Origin of the sequence: Pelatocladus sp. BLCC-F211, assembly GCF_041928655.1 — a bacterium.
Classification (GTDB): Bacteria; Cyanobacteriota; Cyanobacteriia; order Cyanobacteriales; family Nostocaceae; genus Pelatocladus.
The window spans coordinates 18,650-36,285 of the sequence record NZ_JBHFLM010000132.1; the positions used below are offsets into that span (position 1 = coordinate 18,650).

Genomic DNA, 17,636 nt, shown 5'->3' on the forward strand with positions numbered 1-17,636 from the left:
CTCTTAACTTTGCAAAGCACTTTGATAGATATGTTGTTCTCGATTAATAAAAACCTCAGCTAATATTTGATAGGCTTCAGTCCAAGCGGTCATGACTTCTTCAGTTGCAGCATCTCCTAAAACATCTTGAATTGCTTGTAATAAACATTCCCCCACAATGGGATATTGTTCTGGTAAAACGTGGGTTTTAACGTGACGATGGGCGATCTTATCTACCATTGCTTTTAATGCTTCGAGATCGTCGATATGAGTAGCATAGCTATAAACTGCGGTAGCAAGTTTAGCTGGTTGAGTACCATTTGCTTGTGCGGACATATCGAACTGTGCTTTCACTTCTGGATAGTTGTGAAACATAATTTCATACATCCGAGTAGTAATTTTTTGACCGTGTTGTTTGAGTATAGGGGCAGTAGATTTGACGAGATCAATAGTTTGTTGACTAATTACCTTCTTTGACGAGAAATGTTCCCAAAGAGCTAAAACAAATGCTAGATTTTCTCGCGCTTGCACTGCATGAGATACATTTGCTGGGATAAAGACAAATACTCCTGATGCTAAAGCAATATCTTTCCCTTCTAGATTGATGTTTCCTCTTCCTTCCACTACAGTTATGAGAGCGTTACGAGTAGAAGTATGTTTGTCAATTTCTGTACCTGCTGCCAAACAAAACAAACTGTATTGACTGTTGTTATCTTTGAGTAATACCTTACTAATAATGCCACTTGTGGGATATTTAATTAAATCCTGCAAATTAGCAGTAAAATAATTGTTAGATGATGCAACTGTGGTATTCATAATTTCATGAACTCCTATCTACATATGCAAATAATTAATGATCAATGACAGACGTAGCGTGCTACGTATCTACATAATTTTTGCCCAAAAAACGATGTAGCGAAGATGATTTTGATGTTGTTGAAAAGTACGACGCATTTGTAAGATTCTTTGACGCAAATTGGGATTAGTGAAAACTTTCCAGCCAATTTTGACTGTTCCTAATAACCCTTCATCCCGAACCATCTGAGCAAAACTAAGTAATTTCATTTCCCCTGTTTGCTGCTGCTGTAAAGTTAAACCAGCTTCTCTACAAGCTGTTTCCCATTCTGAGAGCGTTAGAGGATTAGCATTGACCCGAATAGTTTGAGATAGACTTTTACGCACTTCTGACTCATTAGCGCAGATCAGCATTTCATGGGAAAGAAGCTTACCCTCTGGTTTTAAACAGTCTTTGATTGCTGATAATATCTTGGCTTTTCCTGCATCCGATTGCATGGTTAGGATAGCTTCAGCCAAGACATAATCAAACTTGTTTGTAATTTTTTCTAACTGAAAGATATCCCCTTCAATTATAGTTACTCGCTCTGATAATCCCGCAGATTTAATGTTTTCTCTAGCTTTAGCTACGCTATCTGGATTTTTCTCGATTCCCACAACGCAAACGTTAAATCTTTTAGCTATTGCGATCGCACTTTCACCAAAGCTAGCTGCTAACTCTAATACCGTCTCTCCTGGTTGGAAATTAGCCCAAGTAAAGAGTTGTTCCGTTGCTGCTTTTCCCCCAGGGCGTAATATCCTTTTTCCTGCTGCGGCTAAAACTTGATAACCAGGTGCGGTGGCAAAATTAAGGTTAGCTGTCATGAGTCATATCCAAACTCGATACTTTTACTTTGACATCAAGTTTTAGTCCTGTCTCTGAGGTAGCTCATAATTATCGCGCAAGCAAGTTAGTTTGCAATTGCTTTAAAGAGCGATCGCCCAAGGTGAATTACGATGTAACCGCTCAATAAATCGGGGCGGACTACTAGAACAAGAACGATTTTGAGCCATTTGAGGCTTATTGATGAACGATTTACCCCAGATTATTGAGCGGTTACGTTTGAAGAACTGAAGTAAATTTATTTCAAGTTATAATTGAGGTAAAAAACAAGACATGCGATCGCCTGTTGGAACTACGTGATTTCAGCAGACACTTAACGTCGAACTTGGTTATAAATATCTTTACCTGCGTCTACTGCGCTATCTTTTGCTTGATTAGCGGTTCTCTTAGCACCTTCTACATAACCTGAGCCAAAATCTCTAAAAGCTTCGGCTGAATCTTCACCAATTCTCTTGAGTCTTTCACCAGGATTACCTTTTACTTCCTCAGCTTCTTTCTGCCATTCGCCTGTTGTTCTTGGTCTTTGGGTATCATTCAAATGGGCGCGATCGCGAACTTCCTTACCTAAAACTTTATTATCACCAGGAGTGATGTAGGTATTGGTTGTCAGCAGCAGAACACCAAGCATCACAACAGCCAAAAAACGCTTAACTTGAAGTCCCTTCAGCAAAGAACTGACACGAGCGATCGCATTAGAAATCAAATTGGTCATGACTATACTCCGTGAGTTAATTTTTCATTATTTTGAGATAGCTACAATTGGCTCACTCCAAATTCAGCTAATACTGTGAGAAACTGAACTTAGCTTCTAAGTGCAATTAGCTAATACATTGGAGCTATAGGTTAGTGTTGAATTCTCATCAAAACCAACCCATAACCTATTTCCGAACCAAGAGAGTTTTTTGAACACAAATACAAGACTAACTTTCAAACAATAATTATCCCTCTAACGAAAGTCAGAGCTTGGTTATGAAAAATGATAGTTATTCTAATTCTGATGAATACGTGGTTTTTCTCGGTATCTGCAACTATATAAACCCGGATTTCTCACAAAGATTTCAACAACAACCCCAAAATGCCTATGCCATTTAGACTTGAGGTAAAATCCTCCGTCAACATACTGTCATGATTCGCACTGCGTCTAAAACGCTCAAAATCTAACCTGGATAAAAGTTTTGATAATAGCGATCGCAACGCTTGTGAGAAATGCGGGATAAAATCCCTGGGGGATAAGAAACGAAATTTGCAACCTCCTTGCGGTAAATTTATAGCGACTGTCTAACCTCGCCTTTTATCATGTCGTACGCTTAAAGACATCATTTAAATCCTTACTAATGACAAATGACACATGACAAATGACAAACCCTATTTTTTCTCTGTAGATGCAACAAAGCTATACTTTGCTAATTCTTCTTTTCCGGCTTTACTTATGGCAAAATTGACAAATTCTTGCACTGGCTTTGTCGGTGATTTTTTGATCGTAATTCCAATCGGTCTGACCATTTGATATTTATTTTTTTTGATATTTTCAATGCTAGGTTCCACACCATTCAGACTGAGACGGTTCACTGGTAAGTTGTGGGAAATTGCATAGGCTAAAGAAAAAGCACCAATACTATAAGGTGTATTTTGGATAGCTGCAATTACTTCGCCTTCATTACGCAGAACTATTGCTTCTGAGGAAATTTTGAGGTCTTGACCAAGATAATATTTACGCAATAAATTTTTAGCGGGTTCCTTTTCTGATCTATCTAAAATAACAATCTTAGCATCAGAACCGCCTAATTCTTTCCAGTTTTTAATCTTACCGCTGTATATTCCCTTCAGTTGCTCTGTACTCACATTCATTATATTTGTGACACTGGGATGAGTAGCAACTAAAAGAGCATCTTTTGCTAGCAAGTAATATTCTAGCTTGTCTTCTTTTTCCTCTGGCTTCAATTCCCGACTCAGAGTTCCAATATCTAACAATCCGTCTTTAACTCCTGCAATACTTACTTCTGATTTAGTAGGTGTAAGGATAGAAACTGTGGTAGTAGAAATTTTCGCCTCGTAAGCATCAGCTAACACTTTTAACGCTGGATAAACGCTACTGTAACCAGAGATTTTAATTTCTTGCTGTGGTTGATTGGATATGGCAAAATTGGAGATATTCCCATTAGTATTGATAGTACAGCTAAAAATTGCTAAAAACATTGCTATTAGTGTGATTACAAATATTTTTTTATTTTTCATGTCTTGTTTTCTTTGTTAATCAAATCAAGTTTCAACTATACCGATAAAATCAGAACATTAAAGTAACAAGAAAATTTACTTGATCTAATAGCAGTCCTATACGATCTGTAAAAAGTGCTTTTGAGGAACGAACCACATAGACGCGTCAGCGGCTTCCCGCAGGGTAGGACACAAAGGACACAAAGTAAGATAAAGGAAGAGAGAAGAAATAATTTCACGAATGATTTAGGATTGCTATAGATTTTATAAATTAGATAGTAACTTTAAACTTATGAATCAATTATTAACAGCAAACGAAGTTCGCCAACTTTGTCGCCATGGAAAATATCAAGCTCCAACTCCTGGACTTGCATCTGGATACGTGCAAGCTAATTTAGTCATCTTACCTAAGTCTGTTGCTTTTGACTTTATGTTGTTCTGTCATCGCAACCCCAAACCTTGTCCGTTATTGGATGTGACTGAAGTTGGGAATCCTGAACCTCGTATAATTGCGCCTGGTGCTGATATTAGGTCAGATTTACCTCGTTACCATGTGTTTCGTGATGGTGAACTGGTAGAAGAAGTTACAGATATCAAAGAATTGTGGCGTGATGATTTTGTTGGTTTTTTGATTGGTTGTTCGTTTTCCTTTGAAGCGGCGCTGTTGAGTGCGGGTGTACCTGTGAGACATATTGAGGAAGGCAAAAATGTACCGATGTATAAAACTAGCATGAATTGTATATCGGTTGGGGTATTTTCTGGGCCTTTAGTAGTTTCCATGCGTCCTTTGTCACCTGCTGATGCTATTCGTGCGGTACAAATTACCAGTCGTTTTCCAAAATCACATGGTGCGCCAGTACATTTAGGTGATCCGAGTGCGATCGCGATCGCAGATATCAACTCTCCCGATTTTGGTGATCCTGTTACCATTCGAGAAGGCGAAATTCCTGTATTCTGGGCTTGTGGTGTGACGACGCAAACAGCAATCGTTCAAGCAAAACCAGAGATAGCAATCACTCATGCTCCTGGACATATGTTGATCACGGATATGAAAGATGAATGAATCTTTTTTTAGAATGGGTGGCGGGCTAAAACTTAAAAGGAAAAAAGAAGAAATCATCAACAAAATTGCTCAACTAGAATCTATTTGTGGGCAAGATGTTGGTAGAGGAATTCAGCCTCTAGTGGAAGCAACTAGGGGAGGACTACTAAAAACCGCTCGTTCGATCGCAGAACATCCCAAGCCTCATGTGGCAATTATTACAGGTTTTTTTCTTCCCTATGGTAATCCTCCTGCACCCGAAACTGATGGGCCGATTGGCTGTGCATTGTTAGCAGCAGGTTTAATGAGAGCAGGTATCTCTGTAAGAATTGTCACTGACACTCTTTGTTTTCATACGATCAAAATCGCAGTGCAAGCAGCTGGAGTTACTACTGAAATTCCCTTCGATATTGTGCCAGTAGAGGCGACAAAAAATCAGCAAGCGGTTTCTTCACTATTGAACTTGTGGGAATCTTTAGAAACACCTGTTTCTCATCTTATTTCTATAGAAAGACCAGGCCCTAGTTATGATGGCATTGTCCGCAATATGCGAGGACAAGATATCACCGCTTATACTGCACCTCTACATCTTTTATTTGCATCAAAAAACATCATTACAGTGGGGATTGGTGATGGTGGAAATGAATTAGGGATGGGCAATATTCCTAAAGATATAATTCGTCAACATATCCGGCATGGTGAAAAAATTGCTTGTATTGTTAATTGTGATTATCTAATAGTTTGTGGTGTATCCAATTGGGGAGCAACTAGTTTATTAACTGCTTTATCTTTACTTCGTCCTGATTGGAAATTAGCAATTCTTTCTGGGTTAAATTCCGAGACAGAATTTTATATTTTGGAATCAATTGTTAAGCATGGGCCTGCAATTGACGGGATTAAAGGAGTACCAAGCCTGTCTGTTGATAATTTACCTTTTGAATATCATGCCCACATGATGAAAGTTGCAACTCAATTAATGAATTCTTAGACGCGATGAATCGCGTCTCTACAATAGTCAATGGTCATAGCTTCCGTGTCTCCCGTGTTCCCCTTCTCGTGTCCCCGATCCCCGATCCCCGATCCCTGCTCCCCAATCCCCATTACCTTAACTTTTGATTTTTTCCCATTCTGCTAATATCCTTTCTCCTTCGCGACAAAGTATTTCATGAAATTGACCGTTACTAGCTAATAATCCACCCCACTGATTAATATCTCCGGTGTTGTATTGCAATGGTCTGCCATCGAAGTGAGTAAATTGACCACCTGCTTCTGTTAAGATTAATTCGGGTGCAGCCATGTCCCAATCTTTGGGTGCAGATTTACCAGAAAGAGAAATATAAATATCTGCTTGTTGTTCTACAATAGTTGAAATTTTACAGCCAACACTACCGACAGCTTTTTGATTTTGGCAAGGTAAATTTTGTAGCAAATATTCAAGCCTGTCGTTGCGATGGGAACGACTGACAACTAAGGTTAAATCTTCGATGCGTTCTCTTGATGATACTTTTAAAGGGGTAGTTTGGCGATCGCGAGTTTCTACAAATGCCCCGCCACCTTTAGTCGCATAGTATAATTTTTCTTGCTCTGGAACTGCTACCACTGCTAACACGGGACGATGTTCCTGCACGAGAGCAAGATGAATAGCATACTCGCCAGTTTTTTCGATAAAATCTCGTGTACCATCTAAAGGATCAATGATCCATGACCATTGAGAATTTGAGTACTTGGTTTGTTCTTCTTTATAAGTTTCTTCACTAATATAGGCAAAATCTTCATTCCCCAAAGCTGCTTGCAACTTTGACAAAATGAAGTGATTGACAGCTAAATCAGCAGCAGTAACAGGATCACTATCTTTATACTGTACGTCTAAATTTTTGTGAGTTCCATGGTAGTAAGTCCGCAGTATATCTGCTGCACCCCAACCAACAGAACGAGTGAGTTCAAGTATTTCTTTTAAGTCTGGCATTAATTTTTTCCTATATTTTTTGGGGGTTTGACATTCTCCCCTAAACCCTATCATTGAAAAGATTCCATCCAGTGACGTGTGCCAAAAAATTGACAGGAAAAAGCAGCTATTTTCGCTGCTGATGCTAGTGCATCAAGGAAATTTTCTCGCAATACGTAATGACAAAAAGCACCGTGGAAAATATCTCCAGCCCCCAGTGTATCAACAGCAGCAGTTTTTGGCACGTCTATCAAGCCACTTACACCCGTTTCCTGTATGAGATATTTAATTGGTTTTTCACCGTGGGTAATGGCGATGTGAGAAATACCAAGTTGACGCAGATAGTGAAAGACTTCTTCCTCACTCTGACAATTGGGGGGATGAAAATTAGCAGAACAAATGGCGTAATCTACAAAAGGTAAAAGTTTGTCAAAACCAGGTTTCCAACTACCACCATCTACGACAACAGGAATATTGTTCGCTTTTGCTGTTTGAGCTATTTCTATTCCTACCGTCATTTGATGTCCGTCGATGAGGACAATATCAACATTTTGTAAAATATCTGCTGGGATAGCTTGGCTATTGGCTTGAGTTTTGACAGCATTGATCGAAACTACCGCCCGTTCGCCACTAGTTTGAGTGACAATAATAGAAGAAACTGGCGGTGGATTGGTTGTGGTGGGATCAAGATCAGTGATTTCTACTTGATATTTTTGTAAATCTCCACGAATCAAATGTGTCATCGGGTGAGAACCTACTATACCCAATACTTTAGCTTGATTACCCAAATGGCTAAAAGCAAAAGCAGCATTGGTAGCAGGGCCACCCGCGGCAACAGTATAATCAGCAGCAACTATTTTTTGATTGTTTTGAGGGGGAGATTGAGCAAGGTAAATTAGATCGAGGGTTACTAAACCTACAAATAAGGCTGTCATTTGTTATTTGTTCTAATCAACTACCAACAAAGTCCTTTCATGCAAACTGATCCAAAACCAGGAATACTCTACATCGTCGCTACACCCATTGGCAATTTGGAAGATATGACTTTCCGGGGAGTGCGAATTTTACAAATGGTGGATCTGATTGCGGCTGAAGATACACGCCATACGGGGAAATTGCTACAGCATTTTCAAATTAAGACACCACAAATTAGTTACCACGAACATAATCGTAATAGCCGTATCCCAGAATTATTACAGCAGCTGGGTGAAGGTAAAGCGATCGCTTTGGTGACAGATGCGGGTATGCCAAGTATTTCTGATCCTGGGTTTGAATTAGTCAAAGCCTGTATTGACGCTCAAATCTCTGTAGTACCGATTCCCGGTGCAAATGCTGCAATTACAGCGTTGAGTGCAGCAGGATTACCAACCGATAAGTTTGTGTTTGAAGGATTTTTACCAGCAAAAGCCCAAGGACGACGGGAACATTTAGAATTTTTGAACACAGAACCCCGTACTTTAATTTTCTACGAATCTCCTCATCGTTTGCGAGATACTTTACAAGATTTAGCAGATATTTTTGGCAGCGATCGCCAAATCGTGTTAGCGCGGGAGTTAACTAAATTGTATGAAGAATTCTGGCGGGGAACCCTAGCCCAGGCGCTTTCTTACTGTAGCGAAAAGGAACCCCAAGGAGAATACACCTTAGTTGTAGCAGGAAGCCCACCCACCCAATTAGTGCTATCGGATGTAGAATTAAAAGCTGAATTAACAAAACTCATTGTTCAGGGAATGTCGCGATCGCAAGCTAGCCGAGAGTTAGCAAAAGCAACTTCTCTACCCCGCCGTCAACTTTATCAACTGGCTCTTGCTATAGAGATTAATTAGGATTGGGGAGTGGGGAGATAAGGAGGACAAGGAGGACAAGGAGGACAAGGAGGGCAAGGAGGACAAGCAATTTTTCTGCCTAGTCTCCCCCCTCTCCCTAGTCTTCCGTCTCCCCAATAGCCATTACAATGGGATAAATATTGATAATGAGAATGAGGACAAAGAATGACCCAGGTGGTTTTAGGAGAGAATGAAGGAATAGAGTCAGCTCTGCGGCGCTTTAAGCGCCAGGTTTCCAAAGCTGGCATTTTAGCTGATGTGAAGTATCATCGGCATTTTGAAACACCTTTAGAAAAACGCAAACGCAAAGCAGTGGCTGCTAGACGTAAGCGGCGTTTTAAATAAAAAATCGGCACTGACGTTGCTTGACAAGATTAATGTTAAAACAGCTACAGAGCCTCCGTTATCATTTTGAAAAAAAATAAGCAAGAAGAACCACCCCTCAAATAGGGGTGTAAAATAATAGACTTGCCAAGTTACGGAGCGCGCCGAGTGTTCGATCGCGGTTAGATGGAGCAAGCTGAATTGCTGCCCATCAACCCAATTATCAAACCAGACAAAAAAGACTGTGTCTAGCACAGTCAAGTATTTTTGGGACTAATTAATCAATATTCTTCGGTTTGATTTTAGAAAAATCAGTTAGCCAACGCTGTGCCTTGCTTCAAAAATTAAGCCGCAGAAAAATCAGTGAATTGGCGCTGCTCAGGACGAATAAAGCCCTTTCCGTTCCATCCCATTCAATCCAAACCTGACCATCAAAAATCCGCAGATGAAGGTCATCAGTAATCACCCATCCATCTTTGACTAAAGCATTATAAATAAAAAAATAAAGAACTTTCAGCAGTTATGGGTAAAGCATAGCTTTACTTATGCCGAACCGACGTTACTTAACATTATTAGGCTCAGGATAGACAAGACCATTGCTGTTACAACGGTTCATCGCTTTTTCTACTCCTTGTTTGAGGCATAATTCTACGCATTCACAGACAAAGTTTAATACCTCAGAAACAAACTTAGTTTCAGTCGTCGAAAACTTTCCCAAGACATAAGACACAGTATTTTCTTCATCGCCGTTAGTACCATTGTTAGGTCTACCAATACCGATACGTAGGCGAGGAAAATTTTGTGTTCCCAAATGTGCGATCGCGCTTTTCATTCCGTTATGTCCGCCAGCAGAACCAGACAACCGCAGACGAGTTTTCCCAAGGGGTAAATCCATCTCATCATAAATGACTAACACAGACTCAGGCGGTAACTTATACCAACTAGTCACCGCTTGTATAGCCTGTCCAGAGCGATTCATATAAGTGAGTGGTTTCAGCAAGCGGATTTTGTCTTTTGTTGGTGCGATACCTTCACCGTACTCACCTTGAAACTTGCGATTTTCAGCCAGAGGAATCTGCCAAGAACGAGATAGAACATCTAAAGCAGCAAAACCAATATTATGACGTGTTTGATCATACTTTGGTTCTGGATTCCCCAACCCAACAATTAATTGGGGAATCACCAAAGTTGTTTTGGCAGTAGCTTCTGTCATTGGAAATATCAAGTATGAAGTGTAAAATGAGCAAACAGTAAACAGTTATTAACTGATAACTGGTAACTGGTAACTGATAACTGGCTTTACGCTTCTTCTTTTTTAGGCGCTTCTAATTGCTTTGGTTCGAGTTCAGCAGTAGTTTTGACGGCTGCTTCTATCTGAGCTGCTTCTTTTTGAAACTCATTTTGAAATTCCTTAGAAGCATCTTGGAAACCGCGAATCGCCTTTCCCATACTCCGACCAATTTCTGGCAATTTCTTCGGGCCAAATATTAACAGCGCCACAACCATAATTACAGCCATTTCCGGTAGACCAATACCAAATACGTTCATTTGTGCTTTCTCCTGTCAACTCAACAACTGCTGCGGAAACCCACAAATTTAGTTTAGACATAGTTAGTGGTTAGTGGTTGATAGTTTTTTGTTGGTTGTTGGTGGTTGTAGGAATAACCAACAACAAAGAACTACCAACCAACAACAAACTGAACAAAAAAACCCGGACTAACCGGGTATGGAAGCGTAAAGCTTATGTATCAGTTAATAGACCAAGCTCTACCAACCGACTCTGACATCTTGGATAATAATTGACTTGTTATAAAGTTGCAGAATAATCAGCAGAAACACGAAAAACAGGCCCATAAAAACAGCCATCACAGGAGTAGTACCCCAACCTGGGGCAACTTTACCGTATTCAGAGTTCAAGGGTCTGAGGATATCTCCTAACCGCGTCCGTTGTGCCATATCTCACCTTAAGATAGTTGCCAAAGCATTTTTTAATCTTCTGTAATATTCTATAAGAATAGCACTCATAATCCATCCTTAAATTATGGAACCCGCAACAGTTCTTAGCATTTCCGTTGGTGCAGTTGTGATCGTCATCACAGCGCTATCTATTTATACTGCTTTTGGCCCACCCTCTAAGCAGTTGAGCGACCCTTTTGAGGATCATGAGGATTAGACAGAGGATAGAGGCTAGGGGTAAAATCCTGGCCGCGATCGCCACCTCATCCCAAATACAAATCAATCTACCGGCTTAACTACACCATCAGCATTTTATACCATTTGGCATACTAAGTACTGAAAAAGCATATTTTTTAATCTTGCAATTGTTTTGCTAAAAGTTCTTCCAAAAGATCCAATAAACTATCAACATCCTGACCAATTTGTTGAAAACAATCTGGTGGTGCTGGTTGTGGTTCAAAATGAATCAGCTTGATTTGATCTTTACCAATACCAACCATGACAACTTCAATTTCTGGTTGATAATGTTCTATGATTCCAATAACTTCCTGAAGCCTATTTTCAACATGATCATTTAATTTTGCTATGACTTCTTTGGGACAATAAACAAAATGCGGTTGAGGTTGTAAATTAATACCGATAGTACCCTGACTGTCACCATTTTCTAACCATAAACCCCAAGCCAGCGCACCTAATTCTTGCTGATGTGCTTTCACAAATTGATCTAATTGGCGACGCCATTTATTATCAGGTGATTCTGGTTGGGTAGTACCGAAGATCATATTAATTCTGGATTTTGGATTTGGGATTTTAAATTCTCAAAAAACATAATCTCACCCATAGGTACAAAAGTGCAAAGTATTTTGACTTCTTGTAGAAATTGGGGAAAGGGGATCAGGGATTGGGGAAAGAAAAGGACAAAGGAGACACGGAGACACAGAGACACAGAGACACAGAGACACGGAGAATATTTTTGATTGATTCACCGCGTCTGTTACTCCCAATCCCCGATCTCCGATCCCCGATCCCTGTTCCCTATCTTAAACCCGACTGCACACGCCAGAGACTTGCATAAACTCCGTTTTGTTCTAGCAGTTGTTCATGGGTTCCAGATTCAACAAATTTTCCATATTCCATGACGTAGATGCGATCAGCATTGCGGATAGTAGAGAGACGATGAGCGATCGCAATCGTTGTTCTATTAACAGTAATTCGTTCTAGTGATTTTTGAATTGCTGCTTCTGTTTCATTATCTACTGCCGAAGTGGCTTCATCTAATATGAGAATCGGTGGATTTTTTAAGATAGCACGAGCGATCGCAATCCGTTGGCGTTGTCCACCAGATAACTTTTGCCCTCGTTCTCCGACAATTGTTTCATAACCTTGGGGTAATAGCATAATAAAATCATGTGCTTCAGCTATCTTCGCCGCCGTGATAATTTCTTGTTCTGTGGCGTCAAAAGTTCCATAGGCGATATTTTCGGCGACAGTACCATGAAATAAAAATACATCCTGACTCACCAAACCCATACAACGGCGTAAGTCTCGTAATTGTAGGTTTTGGATATCAATTCCATCGAGGGTGATTGTTCCAGATTGCACCTCGTAGAGGCGTAGTAATAATTTTACGAGAGTGCTTTTACCAGAACCAGTCGAACCAACAATGGCGATCGTTTTACCTGCGGGAATGTCTAGCGATAAATTTTTAATTACCGCTTGGCGATCTTGATAGTTAAAAGTGACATTTTGAAATTTTACCTCGCCACGCACATTTTCAACAGGTAAACTTACATCTCCTGGATGGATTGCAATCGGCGTATCTAATAAATTCATGACGCGATTTGTAGAAGCCATTGCTCGTTGATATTGGTCAAACGTATCGCCTAATCTCGTTAAAGGCCATAACAATCGTTGAATCAAAAATACTAAAACACTATATGTACCTACAGAAATTTTGCCATTAACTGCTGCCAATCCACCAAAAAACAGTAATGCTGTAAATCCTCCCAAAATCAACATCCGAATTAAAGGGATATAAGCAGCAGAAAGTTGAATAGCTTTGGAATTACTGCGACGATAAGCTTCACTTTCTAAACCTAAACGTGAGATTTCATAATCTTCAGCCGTGAAGCTTTTAATAGTAGTAATACCGCTTAAATTATTAGCCAAGCGAGAATTTAATAAACCTACCTTTTCTCGCACATCAGCATAGCGGGGTGCTAGTACATTCTGATAAGTGAATGTTCCCCAAAGAATAAAAGGAATAGGTAACATTGCCATCCATGCTACACTTGGAGCCAAAATAAAGAAAGCTCCACCAATAATTAATACTGTCACCACAACCTGAATAATGTCACTGGCGCCGACATCCAAAAAGCGTTCAAGTTGGTTGATATCATCACTCAAAATAGACATCAAACCACCAGTGCTGCGTTCTTCAAAATATGCTAATTCCAAATCTTGTAAATGTTCATAAGCATCAAGACGCAAATCATGCTGAATGTTTTGTGCTAAATTGCGCCACAATCTCTCGTAAGCGTACTCCAAAGCCGATTCTAAAACCCAAATAATCACAGTGAGGGCAGAAAGAATTAAAAATTGTCCAAAGATATCTCTGACTCCCAACCGTGCAATGATAGAATCTTGCTGCTTGACTACCACATCTACCGCAATACCGATTAACGCTGGTGGTGCTAAGTCAAAAAGTTTATTGAGGATAGAACAAATAGTAGCCCACCAAATTTGTTTGCGATACTTATGTCCGTAGTTCAGCAGGCGTTTGAGGGGATGAACTGAACCCCGGCGTTTTATATCCACCCGACGAGATTTAATTACTGTAGTCACAGCCCTGTGCAATTGTGTGAAGAAACTGATATTACCACGTTTGCCAGCATTGAGGCGTCACCATTCAGGTATAAAGGAAGGGGGACAAGGGAGATAAGGGAGATAAGGGAGATAAGGGAGATAAGGGAGATAAGGGAGATAAGGGAGATAAGGGAGATAAGGGAGATAAGGGAGATAAGGGAGAAGAAATTATCTTAAGTAAAAAAATTGGATAAATAATTTATTTTTTAAAGTTCCCTAAATACCTGAAAATACCTGAGATAAACACAAGATACAAAGGAGACGAAATTTGAAAAATCAGCAATTAGGTAGTTGGCAAAATACAGTAGCAGGCGTTGCAATAGCAATACTTGTGATCTTGAGTCTTAACTCTTTTATCATTATGAATCCAGGTGAGGCAGGAGTTCTGAGTATACTAGGTAAAGCGAGAGATGGAGCCTTAATAGAAGGTATTCATTTCAAACCGCCATTTATATCTAAAGTAGATGTATACGATGTGACGGTGCAAAAATATGAAATACCAGCTCAAAGTGCTACCAAAGATTTGCAAGAACTAACCGCAAAATTTGCGATCAATTTCCGTATAGATCCGCAGCAAGTAGTTGAAATTAGAAGAAAACAGGGAAGTTTAGAAAATATTGTTGCCAAAATAATTGCTCCTCAAACTCAGGAATCATTCAAAATCGCAGCTGCAAGGAGGACAGTAGAAGAGTCGATAACCAAAAGAAATGAACTTAAGGATGATTTTGACACAGCATTAGGTCAACGCTTAGAAAAATATGGAATAATAGTTCTGGATACTAGCGTCATTGACTTGACTTTTTCTCCAGAGTTTGCTAAAGCCGTAGAGGAAAAACAAATTGCTGAACAAAGAGCACAAAGAGCAGTTTACATAGCACAAGAAGCCGAACAAGAAGCACAAGCAGAAATTAATCGCGCCAAAGGGAAATCAGAAGCTCAAAGACTTTTGGCAGAAACCTTAAAAGCTCCGGGAGGACAACTAGTTCTGCAAAAAGAAGCAATTGAAGCATGGAAAAATGGCGGCGCTCAAATGCCAAAAGTTCTCGTCATGGGTAAAGACTCACAAAGTAGTGTTCCCTTTCTTTTTAATGTGAGTAACATACAAGATTAAACCTCAATTGTTCTTGCACAAAAGCGCACATCAACACAGATAATAAATCGAGATATGTCAAGCACAAATCAAACCAATTTTACAATTGCTGAAGCTAAAAAAGTTCTGAATAAATTCAACTGTGTAGACATAGCACCAAAAATTAAACCATCAGAAAAGCCTGTAATCAGAGAAGCTTTACTTTTTTTAGCAAAATTATCTGATTACCAAATTTTAGGGATTTGTGCTGACACTGAAGAGGAAGGAATGCTAGCAATGAAAACTTATTCCCTCGCTTTGGGGTATGAGCCACCCAGTAATTTACCTAAAATTGATGGCCCTGTATACATCAAATTAAATGGTAAAAATGGCGTGTGTCACATAGATACTTATTTTGGACATCATCGCGGTGTGTTGGTATCTTGCCAATGTTACTCTTCAGAGGGAATTAATGAGATGTACGGTCATTTACCCTTAGATTTATTTGTTTAAATAACATAGATTGTCAGCTTTCGACAAAAGTTTTCTTTGTGTCTTAGCGTCTTGGTGGTTGAAATAAAAATTTTATTAACCACTAAAACGCCAGAACACCAAATTAGTTACATAAAAATTTATGAGTTTAATTACACTACAATCAGTTAAAAAAGATTTTGGTATTAAAGAAATTCTCAAAGATGCCAATTTTAGTTTAGATGCTAATGATAAGGTCGGTTTAATTGGCACAAATGGTTCTGGTAAATCAACTCTCTTAAAAATGATTGCTGGTTTAGAACCAATTGATGAAGGTCAAATTTTAGTTAATTCTGGTGCAAAGATTATTTATTTACCCCAACAGCCAGATTTAGATGATGAGCATACTGTTTTAGAGCAAGTTTTTGCTGATAGTGGCGAAAATATGGCTTTGGTGCGTGAGTATGAAGAAATATCTGATAAACTGGCTCATTATCCAGAAGATAATCAACTAATGTCCCGGCTTTCGGTGGTGATGCAGCGTATGGATGCAACTGGTGCTTGGGAGTTGGAAACTAATGCGAAGATTATCCTTTCTAAATTAGGAATCACAGATTTTGATGCTATTGTTGGAACTTTATCTGGAGGCTATCGTAAACGTATTGCTTTAGCTACGGCTTTGCTATCAGAACCAGATTTGTTATTGATGGATGAACCAACAAACCATCTGGATGCAAATTCGGTGGAGTGGTTGCAAAGTTATTTGAATCGCTATCGCGGCGCACTTTTATTAATCACTCACGATCGCTATTTTTTAGATCGTGTCACTAACAGAATTATAGAGATAGACAGAGGTGATATTTACACCTATTCTGGCAATTATTCATACTACCTGGAAAAGAAAGCTGATGCTGAAGAAAGTGCTGTTAGTAGTCAGCGTAAATTTCAAGGGGTGTTGCGTCGGGAGTTGGAATGGTTGAAGAGAGGGCCAAAAGCCAGAAGTACCAAGCAAAAAGCCAGAATTGATCGGATTGGTGACATGCAAGCGACGGAGTTTAAACAAGCTCAGGGTAAAGTTGATATTGCTACAGCCAGTCGTCGGATTGGTAAAAAAGTTATTGAACTGAATAATATCTCGAAAAGTTATGGCGATTGCACTTTAATCAAAGATTTTACCTACGAATTTAGTCCTGAAGATCGGATTGGGATTATTGGCGCTAATGGTGCGGGTAAATCTACTTTAATGGATATGATCACCGGGCGGGTAGAGCCAGATACAGGTAGTGTAGATATTGGGACGACGATTCACATTGGTTATTTTGATCAACATTCTGAAGAATTACTCACTGCTTTAAATGAAAATCAGCGCGTGATTGATTACATCAAAGAAGAAGGAGAACACGTCAAAATAGCTGATGGAACAACAATCAGTGCTTCCCAGATGTTAGAACGATTTTTGTTTCCGGGAAATCAGCAGTATGCACCGATTTATAAACTTTCTGGTGGGGAAAAGCGACGGTTATTTTTGTTGCGTGTACTGATGAGTGCGCCAAATGTTTTGATCTTAGATGAACCGACTAATGATTTGGATGTGCAAACTTTGGCGATACTCGAAGAATATTTAGAGGATTTCAACGGTTGTGTAATTGTAGTATCTCACGATCGCTATTTTTTAGATCGGACTGTAGATACTATCTTTGCTTTAGAAGAAGGGGGTAATATCCGCCAGTATCCTGGGAATTACTCAGTCTATCTCGATTACAAAAAAGCCGAAGAAGAAAAGCAACAAGCAACTGTTAATACAAAGGAAAAACTAAAAAATTTAGAGACTTTGAACGCAACGTCTACACCCAAAGAAACAGCCAAGAAAAAGCGTTTATCAACTTGGGAAAAACGGGAGTTTGAGCAGTTGGAAGATAAAATTGCTCAATTAGAAACTGAGAAAGCAGAAGCCGAAAAAGCAATGGCGAATGTTCCCGCAGGGAATTATACTCAGGTGCAAAAGTTGTATGAACATGTGGAAGTACTCAAGCAAGCAATTGATCAGGCGACAGAGCGCTGGTTAGAATTGGCGGAGATTGAGTCTTAGCTGAAACAGCAAGAAGCCTCACACCTACCCGTAAGGGAGGTGTTGAGATGAATTGTGAGCGAGGCGACGACAGTTTCCCGACCTATGCGTCAGCGCGGAAGGGAAACATGGAGGAGACAAGCAAAAAATTTTGTTTGCACCCATAAATTTGATAGAATAGATGTGGTTAACTTCACCC

The 17,636-nt window shown here is 39.6% G+C and carries 21 protein-coding genes; 10 read left to right on the plus strand and 11 right to left on the minus strand.

What is annotated here, in order from left to right:
- Positions 1–3: 3 nt before the first annotated feature.
- The 3 genes from ACE1AT_RS16540 to ACE1AT_RS16550 form a co-directional block, all read right to left on the minus strand.
- The gene (locus ACE1AT_RS16540) at positions 4–795 is read right to left on the minus strand and encodes a globin domain-containing protein (RefSeq protein WP_374870187.1); all 792 of its coding nucleotides are present in this window, start codon (positions 793–795) and stop codon (positions 4–6) included.
- Between the two features lie 69 nt (positions 796–864).
- Entirely contained in the window at positions 865–1,638 is a 774-nt protein-coding gene (locus tag ACE1AT_RS16545) for an SAM-dependent methyltransferase (RefSeq protein WP_374870189.1), read from the minus strand.
- Positions 1,639–1,970: 332 nt separating this feature from the next.
- Entirely contained in the window at positions 1,971–2,369 is a 399-nt protein-coding gene (locus ACE1AT_RS16550) for a hypothetical protein (protein ID WP_374870191.1), read from the minus strand.
- A gap of 257 nt (positions 2,370–2,626) precedes the next feature.
- On the opposite strand from ACE1AT_RS16550, the gene ACE1AT_RS16555 reads away from it, so the two are divergent.
- Entirely contained in the window at positions 2,627–2,749 is a 123-nt protein-coding gene (locus tag ACE1AT_RS16555) for a hypothetical protein (RefSeq protein ID WP_374870193.1), read from the plus strand.
- Between the two features lie 273 nt (positions 2,750–3,022).
- On the opposite strand, the gene ACE1AT_RS16560 is transcribed toward ACE1AT_RS16555, so the two are convergent.
- Positions 3,023–3,892: a substrate-binding domain-containing protein gene (locus ACE1AT_RS16560; protein ID WP_374870194.1), complete on the minus strand. Its 870-nt coding sequence runs from the start codon at positions 3,890–3,892 to the stop codon at positions 3,023–3,025.
- 271 nt (positions 3,893–4,163) lie between these two features.
- Here ACE1AT_RS16560 and ACE1AT_RS16565 point away from each other — a divergent pair, with 271 nt between their 5' ends.
- Positions 4,164–4,934, plus strand: a complete 771-nt coding sequence (locus ACE1AT_RS16565) for a putative hydro-lyase (protein WP_374870196.1) — start codon at positions 4,164–4,166, stop codon at positions 4,932–4,934.
- Positions 4,927–5,901: a DUF4392 domain-containing protein gene (locus tag ACE1AT_RS16570; protein ID WP_374870198.1), complete on the plus strand. Its 975-nt coding sequence runs from the start codon at positions 4,927–4,929 to the stop codon at positions 5,899–5,901. The genes ACE1AT_RS16565 and ACE1AT_RS16570 overlap by 8 nt, the downstream gene beginning before the upstream one ends.
- Positions 5,902–6,018: 117 nt before the next feature.
- Here the strand turns inward: ACE1AT_RS16570 and ACE1AT_RS16575 are convergent, their stop codons facing one another.
- Both ACE1AT_RS16575 and ACE1AT_RS16580 read right to left on the minus strand, forming a co-directional pair.
- On the minus strand, positions 6,019–6,879 hold the full coding sequence (locus ACE1AT_RS16575) for a 3'(2'),5'-bisphosphate nucleotidase CysQ (protein WP_374870200.1): 861 nt from the start codon (positions 6,877–6,879) through the stop codon (positions 6,019–6,021).
- A gap of 50 nt (positions 6,880–6,929) precedes the next feature.
- Positions 6,930–7,793, minus strand: a complete 864-nt coding sequence (locus tag ACE1AT_RS16580; RefSeq protein WP_374870201.1) for a sugar kinase — start codon at positions 7,791–7,793, stop codon at positions 6,930–6,932.
- Positions 7,794–7,832: 39 nt separating this feature from the next.
- Between ACE1AT_RS16580 and rsmI the strand changes: the two genes are divergently transcribed.
- Together rsmI and rpsU are read left to right on the plus strand one after the other, a co-directional pair.
- Positions 7,833–8,684 (plus strand): 16S rRNA (cytidine(1402)-2'-O)-methyltransferase, encoded by an 852-nt coding sequence (gene rsmI / locus ACE1AT_RS16585; protein WP_374870203.1) that lies wholly within the window; start codon positions 7,833–7,835, stop codon positions 8,682–8,684.
- A gap of 165 nt (positions 8,685–8,849) precedes the next feature.
- Positions 8,850–9,029: a 30S ribosomal protein S21 gene (rpsU, locus tag ACE1AT_RS16590; RefSeq protein ID WP_009459242.1), complete on the plus strand. Its 180-nt coding sequence runs from the start codon at positions 8,850–8,852 to the stop codon at positions 9,027–9,029.
- A gap of 538 nt (positions 9,030–9,567) precedes the next feature.
- Here rpsU and pth read toward each other — a convergent pair.
- The 3 genes from pth to psbH all read right to left on the minus strand — a co-directional run bounded on the left by pth (position 9,568) and on the right by psbH (position 10,964).
- Positions 9,568–10,221, minus strand: coding sequence for an aminoacyl-tRNA hydrolase (gene pth, locus ACE1AT_RS16595; RefSeq protein WP_374870206.1), 654 nt, complete (start codon positions 10,219–10,221; stop codon positions 9,568–9,570).
- Between the two features lie 86 nt (positions 10,222–10,307).
- Complete coding sequence (locus ACE1AT_RS16600) at positions 10,308–10,556, minus strand: TatA/E family twin arginine-targeting protein translocase (protein WP_016858680.1); 249 nt, start codon at positions 10,554–10,556, stop codon at positions 10,308–10,310.
- Positions 10,557–10,775: 219 nt separating this feature from the next.
- Positions 10,776–10,964, minus strand: coding sequence for a photosystem II reaction center phosphoprotein PsbH (gene psbH / locus ACE1AT_RS16605; protein ID WP_016858681.1), 189 nt, complete (start codon positions 10,962–10,964; stop codon positions 10,776–10,778).
- Positions 10,965–11,049: 85 nt separating this feature from the next.
- Between psbH and psbN the strand changes: the two genes are divergently transcribed.
- Positions 11,050–11,181, plus strand: a complete 132-nt coding sequence (psbN, locus tag ACE1AT_RS16610) for a photosystem II reaction center protein PsbN (protein WP_016858682.1) — start codon at positions 11,050–11,052, stop codon at positions 11,179–11,181.
- A gap of 136 nt (positions 11,182–11,317) precedes the next feature.
- Here psbN and ACE1AT_RS16615 read toward each other — a convergent pair whose 3' ends face one another.
- Both ACE1AT_RS16615 and ACE1AT_RS16620 read right to left on the minus strand, forming a co-directional pair.
- Positions 11,318–11,746, minus strand: coding sequence for a hypothetical protein (locus ACE1AT_RS16615; protein WP_374870209.1), 429 nt, complete (start codon positions 11,744–11,746; stop codon positions 11,318–11,320).
- Between the two features lie 253 nt (positions 11,747–11,999).
- On the minus strand, positions 12,000–13,808 hold the full coding sequence (locus ACE1AT_RS16620; RefSeq protein ID WP_374870211.1) for an ABC transporter ATP-binding protein: 1,809 nt from the start codon (positions 13,806–13,808) through the stop codon (positions 12,000–12,002).
- A 12-nt stretch (positions 13,809–13,820) separates the two neighbouring features.
- Here ACE1AT_RS16620 and ACE1AT_RS16625 point away from each other — a divergent pair, with 12 nt between their 5' ends.
- The 4 genes from ACE1AT_RS16625 to ACE1AT_RS16640 all read left to right on the plus strand — a co-directional run bounded on the left by ACE1AT_RS16625 (position 13,821) and on the right by ACE1AT_RS16640 (position 17,458).
- Positions 13,821–14,006, plus strand: coding sequence for a hypothetical protein (locus ACE1AT_RS16625; RefSeq protein ID WP_374870213.1), 186 nt, complete (start codon positions 13,821–13,823; stop codon positions 14,004–14,006).
- Positions 14,007–14,097: 91 nt separating this feature from the next.
- Complete coding sequence (locus ACE1AT_RS16630; RefSeq protein ID WP_374870215.1) at positions 14,098–14,940, plus strand: prohibitin family protein; 843 nt, start codon at positions 14,098–14,100, stop codon at positions 14,938–14,940.
- A gap of 54 nt (positions 14,941–14,994) precedes the next feature.
- Complete coding sequence (locus tag ACE1AT_RS16635; protein WP_016858686.1) at positions 14,995–15,411, plus strand: DUF1824 family protein; 417 nt, start codon at positions 14,995–14,997, stop codon at positions 15,409–15,411.
- 121 nt (positions 15,412–15,532) lie between these two features.
- A complete protein-coding gene (locus ACE1AT_RS16640) occupies positions 15,533–17,458 on the plus strand; it encodes an ATP-binding cassette domain-containing protein (protein ID WP_374870218.1) in 1,926 nt (641 codons plus the stop codon).
- Positions 17,459–17,636 lie beyond the last annotated feature (178 nt).

Bases quoted from the DNA above. Each gene is read 5' to 3' on its own strand.
- ACE1AT_RS16540 (WP_374870187.1), bottom strand. From the start codon at position 795: ATGAATACCACAGTTGCATCATCTAACAATTATTTTACTGCTAATTTG.
- ACE1AT_RS16545 (WP_374870189.1), bottom strand. From the start codon at position 1,638: ATGACAGCTAACCTTAATTTTGCCACCGCACCTGGTTATCAAGTTTTA.
- ACE1AT_RS16550 (WP_374870191.1), bottom strand. From the start codon at position 2,369: ATGACCAATTTGATTTCTAATGCGATCGCTCGTGTCAGTTCTTTGCTG.
- ACE1AT_RS16555 (WP_374870193.1), top strand. From the start codon at position 2,627: ATGAAAAATGATAGTTATTCTAATTCTGATGAATACGTGGTTTTTCTC.
- ACE1AT_RS16560 (WP_374870194.1), bottom strand. From the start codon at position 3,892: ATGAAAAATAAAAAAATATTTGTAATCACACTAATAGCAATGTTTTTA.
- ACE1AT_RS16565 (WP_374870196.1), top strand. From the start codon at position 4,164: ATGAATCAATTATTAACAGCAAACGAAGTTCGCCAACTTTGTCGCCAT.
- ACE1AT_RS16570 (WP_374870198.1), top strand. From the start codon at position 4,927: ATGAATGAATCTTTTTTTAGAATGGGTGGCGGGCTAAAACTTAAAAGG.
- ACE1AT_RS16575 (WP_374870200.1), bottom strand. From the start codon at position 6,879: ATGCCAGACTTAAAAGAAATACTTGAACTCACTCGTTCTGTTGGTTGG.
- ACE1AT_RS16580 (WP_374870201.1), bottom strand. From the start codon at position 7,793: ATGACAGCCTTATTTGTAGGTTTAGTAACCCTCGATCTAATTTACCTT.
- rsmI (WP_374870203.1), top strand. From the start codon at position 7,833: ATGCAAACTGATCCAAAACCAGGAATACTCTACATCGTCGCTACACCC.
- rpsU (WP_009459242.1), top strand. From the start codon at position 8,850: ATGACCCAGGTGGTTTTAGGAGAGAATGAAGGAATAGAGTCAGCTCTG.
- pth (WP_374870206.1), bottom strand. From the start codon at position 10,221: ATGACAGAAGCTACTGCCAAAACAACTTTGGTGATTCCCCAATTAATT.
- ACE1AT_RS16600 (WP_016858680.1), bottom strand. From the start codon at position 10,556: ATGAACGTATTTGGTATTGGTCTACCGGAAATGGCTGTAATTATGGTT.
- psbH (WP_016858681.1), bottom strand. From the start codon at position 10,964: ATGGCACAACGGACGCGGTTAGGAGATATCCTCAGACCCTTGAACTCT.
- psbN (WP_016858682.1), top strand. From the start codon at position 11,050: ATGGAACCCGCAACAGTTCTTAGCATTTCCGTTGGTGCAGTTGTGATC.
- ACE1AT_RS16615 (WP_374870209.1), bottom strand. From the start codon at position 11,746: ATGATCTTCGGTACTACCCAACCAGAATCACCTGATAATAAATGGCGT.
- ACE1AT_RS16635 (WP_016858686.1), top strand. From the start codon at position 14,995: ATGTCAAGCACAAATCAAACCAATTTTACAATTGCTGAAGCTAAAAAA.
- ACE1AT_RS16640 (WP_374870218.1), top strand. From the start codon at position 15,533: ATGAGTTTAATTACACTACAATCAGTTAAAAAAGATTTTGGTATTAAA.